Here is a 3,993-nt window from a genome sequence, read left to right as displayed (position 1 = left end):
ACGGCGGGTGGGTCGCTGCCCGCCCGACCACCCATCCCGCCCGGTGGTGTAGATCCGGTGACCCCCGGCCATCACACACCAATTGACCCGGGATCGGTACGGCTCGAGGAGCCGCCGGCCGGCGACCCAACCCCGCAGGAGTTGGCGACGCCGGAGGCGGCGATGCACGCGTGGCTTGCCCGATTGTGCCCATTTCACTACCGCGACCCGTTTGGGACTGCCGAGCAGCGGGCTCGCGGCGCGATGACCGGCAACGGGTGGGCCACCGTCGACCCCCTCGACGGTAACGAGCCTGACCAGCGAGCGCGCGCGTCGTGGGACAGGACTGTGGCGGCTCACGAGGTTGGCCGTTGTGCCGAACCAGTGGCGCGGGTTTCGGCTGAGATGCCCCGATCGGCGGCATCGGTGATCGTAATCGGCGCAATCGCGCGTGTCGTCGCCCCAGCGGACCAGGCGGGCGCACCGGCGGTGGGTTCGGAGTCCTATGTCGAGCAGGTGTCAGCGGTGCGGGTGGTTCGGCGCGGCGCCGACGGACTATGGCGGATCGATCTTCCCGCCGAAGGTGGGTGAGGTGAAGTGATCGGCAGCAAGCTCACCGGCGCGGTGACCGCCGCAGTGGTGCTGGTCGTCCTTGCACTCGCGGTGATCGGCGGCGCATCGGTGGCACCCGGGGAACGGCCACCCGCCGGTGGCTGCTCCATCACCCCCGACACCGCCGACTCGACCGCCTGGACTGGCCCGGGCATCACCAGCGTGCGGCAGAAGAGTGCGGAGTTGAACGCAAACCAGATGGCTGCGGCCCGCACTGTGGTTAGCGTCGGCACCGGGAGGCGGATCGCCGAGCGGGGGATCGCGATCGCGGTAGGCACCGCCATGCAGGAGTCCACCATGAATCCCAACGCGGTGAACGGCCGCTCGGTCGGGTTGTTCCAGCAACAGGGGGCGCTCTACGCCGATGTCGACCGCACCAACCCCGAAGCGGCGTCCCAGGCGTTCTACCAGCAGCTGGTGGCCCGGGTGCCGAACTACGCTGACCCGGTGTCGGGGACCTTCGCCGACATCGCGCAAGCCGTCCAACAGTCCGGCGCGGGCGCCAGCAAGTACGCGGCGTGGGAACGATGGGCGACCGAGCTGACCGCCCAGTTGGTCCACGGCCCGTCAGCTACCTCTGCCGACGGGGCGACCGTAACGTGTGAGAACGGTGGTGGATCCGGGCCGATCGCAATCCGCCGGGCCGGACTCGACGTCACCCTGCCCACACAGGCGGGCATCGACGGCGCCGGCAGTGACGTGGTCGTCCACTTCCCCAGCGAGACCGCCGCGATAGCGGTAGCGGCCGCCTTGTCCTACCTCGGTACCACCTACGCCTGGGGTGGCGGCGGTCCTACCGGACCAACCCAAGGCATCCGAGACGGCGGCGTCGCCGACCGCCACGGCGACTACAAGAAAGTCGGATTCGACTGCTCAGGACTCACCGAGTACGCCTACGCGCAAGCCGGGATCGCGATCGGCGGCGACAGCCGCACCCAATACGCCAGCGGTGGAACACGGCACCCCTTCGTCGACGCGCTCCCCGGAGACCTGCTCTTCGCCGGAGAAACACCCGCCACTATTCATCATGTCGCCATCTATCTCGGAAGAATATACGGACGTGATTATGTCTTAGAATCACCCCAATCGGGTGATGTAGTTAGGATATCGAAGACGTCAATTGTAGGGGAGTTTCGCACCGAAGTCGTGCGGCCCTAGTAGTAGTAATAGGGGAAGAACACAGAACAGACGCTGGGTGCATTTTAGTTGAAATATTATTTAGTCACCGTTCGTAGTATGTCTGGGGGAATATCGTGGTACCGACTCGTGTGGCACTCACATGGCGACGCGCCAACACCGGTCAGTTGCTCCTGCAGATCGACGCCCGCCACGTGGGCGTACCGCCGCGCGGTATAGCTGTACCCGCTGGCGTCATCGACGCCTTGAGCGAGGCCTGTAGGCTCGACGTGACAGGTGATCCGGCGGGCGACCTTGTCCGCGCGGAGAGCCGCTGGCGATTGCGTGCCGCGCAACTGGGGGATGCCACCACTCAGCTATACCGCGCGGCCGTTACGGTCGTCGCGGACCTGCAGGCGTTGCCACCGACAGCCAGTCAGGTGACTGGTCGCCTTATCTCTGGCGCATTCCGAGCGGAGCGGCGCAGTCTGTCCGCGCTGGTGAGTGTCGCAGTGGACCAGCTCGCCGCCGCCATTAGCGCCCTCGCGACAGCGCGTGCTCACATCCACTCCATTCGCACGTTCGTTATCGGCCTCGACCTGACCGGCATTGATGCGCCGGCCGGTCTGCTGGCCGGGGCACAGTGCGGATGGCGAAGGGATCCCGAGCTGCCGACATTCGTGTCCACCTATGCGAACGAGGAGGTGTTCGTCATCGCCAACCCGCGCCGAGGTCACCCCCGTCACCCGCAGCGATGGCATGCGTCTAACCGTCCAAGCAGGGCCGACGTCGCATCTCAAGACCCGGGGCTGGCAGCCGAGCAGACGGTGTGCCCAGTTGATGGGCCGGTGGCTGGGGAGGTGTTCGGAGTGGGCTGGCGCCGCGACGGTGACGACGACGACCCCTACACCGACGAGCCTGCGGTTCTCGGGCCGTGGCAGCTCGGCTACATCCCGGCCACGGGCGAGATCTACGCCACGCGCCGCTGCCACTACCGCGAGCCGCAGGTCTGGCTCCTCGCAGCCGGATACACCGACCCTAACCGCGCACGCCAGCTCCTTGCCACGCTCAAGAGGCACATGGGCGAGCCCAACTCACTGCTGCTCGCCGCCCAGAAAGCACACATCGCCGCGCGCTCACCGGCGCACACCGACGACCGAGACGCCGAGATGGGACTGTCCACTGCGCTGGTACACCGGCCGGACCACGAGCGTGGTGCGGGCGGCATGGAGCGGGGGTGAGCGCGGTGGCACCCATGTCCGAACTAGGCCGCACCCGTCTCCACACCCGGCGCGAACGACGCCGCCGCGTCGGCGGCATCCTGCTCGCGCTTGCTGGTGCCGCCGTCGCGGCGTGCGTCGCGGCTGCGGTCCTGACGTGGCTGTCCACCGGAGAGCTGGTCTGGCCCTCGCTCAGATTCCGACCGCTGCTGGCCGGCGGCGAGGGCGGGTTGCTGGGGTTACCCCGCGCCGAACGAAGCCTCGGCCCCTCGGACCACACGGTCGACGACTCCGCAGGTGCCGAGATGGACAGGGCGAGGCGCATGCAGGTCCCCATCACGATGACCTGGCCTGCCCCGGCTGCGTGGACCGCGCTGGTGGCGCTGCCGCTTTGGCTGGCCTGGATGCGGTTCGCCGTCCGACCGGTCTGGGCGAGGCTTCGCCACCCGGCGCGGCATCGAGCCCTGGCCACACCCCAGCAAACTCGGCGATCATTGGGGGAACGCGCCGTGCGCCGAACAGGCCGCTACACCCTGCCCGGCACCACCCGGTGGATGCGACTGCGGCTGCCCACCCACGCATTCGGCTACCACCTGGGCTACCACCCACCCTATCCCGGCCGACAGCCAGGCTCACCATGGTCGAGGCGAGCGGGCCCGCTGGGGCGCGGAAGCCGATTGTGGGCGGACTGGGAGCAGCGAATCCGCGTCGTCGCCCGCACCGGCTGGGGCAAGACAGACCGCCTGCTGGTGCCGATCATCCGCACCCTGCCCGGCCCCGCGCTGATCGCCTCGATCGAACCAGGCATCTTCGAACGGACCGTGCTCGCCCGCCGATACCGGCGACCGACGCTGCTCAGGCCGCCGCTCGCGCTGCTCCTGCGGCTGCTCGGTCGTCGGGAGCCAGCGGTCGAGCACCCGGTGGCGATCGTGGACGTGTCCGCGCCAGATCGGCGCTACGCCGCCGGCTACCCCCAGGTGCAGTGGTCGCCGATCATCGACTGCAGGGACTACAACATCGCCTAAGGGCTGTCACGTAACCCCCGGTGTCGGGCTGCTCAGCCGAT

General features: G+C 68.4%; 3 protein-coding genes. All 3 read left to right on the top strand.

Going from position 1 to position 3,993, the window contains the following annotated elements:
* Positions 1–576 precede the first annotated feature (576 nt).
* Positions 577–1,749: a C40 family peptidase gene (locus BU204_RS35765; protein ID WP_083661933.1), complete on the top strand. Its 1,173-nt coding sequence runs from the start codon at positions 577–579 to the stop codon at positions 1,747–1,749.
* A 146-nt stretch (positions 1,750–1,895) separates the two neighbouring features.
* Positions 1,896–2,948, top strand: coding sequence for a hypothetical protein (locus BU204_RS39675; protein ID WP_158073563.1), 1,053 nt, complete (start codon positions 1,896–1,898; stop codon positions 2,946–2,948).
* A gap of 14 nt (positions 2,949–2,962) precedes the next feature.
* Positions 2,963–3,952 (top strand): hypothetical protein, encoded by a 990-nt coding sequence (locus BU204_RS39670; protein ID WP_143229988.1) that lies wholly within the window; start codon positions 2,963–2,965, stop codon positions 3,950–3,952.
* The last annotated feature ends 41 nt before the right edge of the window (positions 3,953–3,993 follow it).

This window comes from Actinophytocola xanthii, from assembly GCF_001921205.1.
In the GTDB taxonomy this organism is placed as follows: domain Bacteria; phylum Actinomycetota; class Actinomycetes; order Mycobacteriales; family Pseudonocardiaceae; genus Actinophytocola; species Actinophytocola xanthii.
This window is presented reverse-complemented; position numbering and strand designations above follow the sequence as displayed.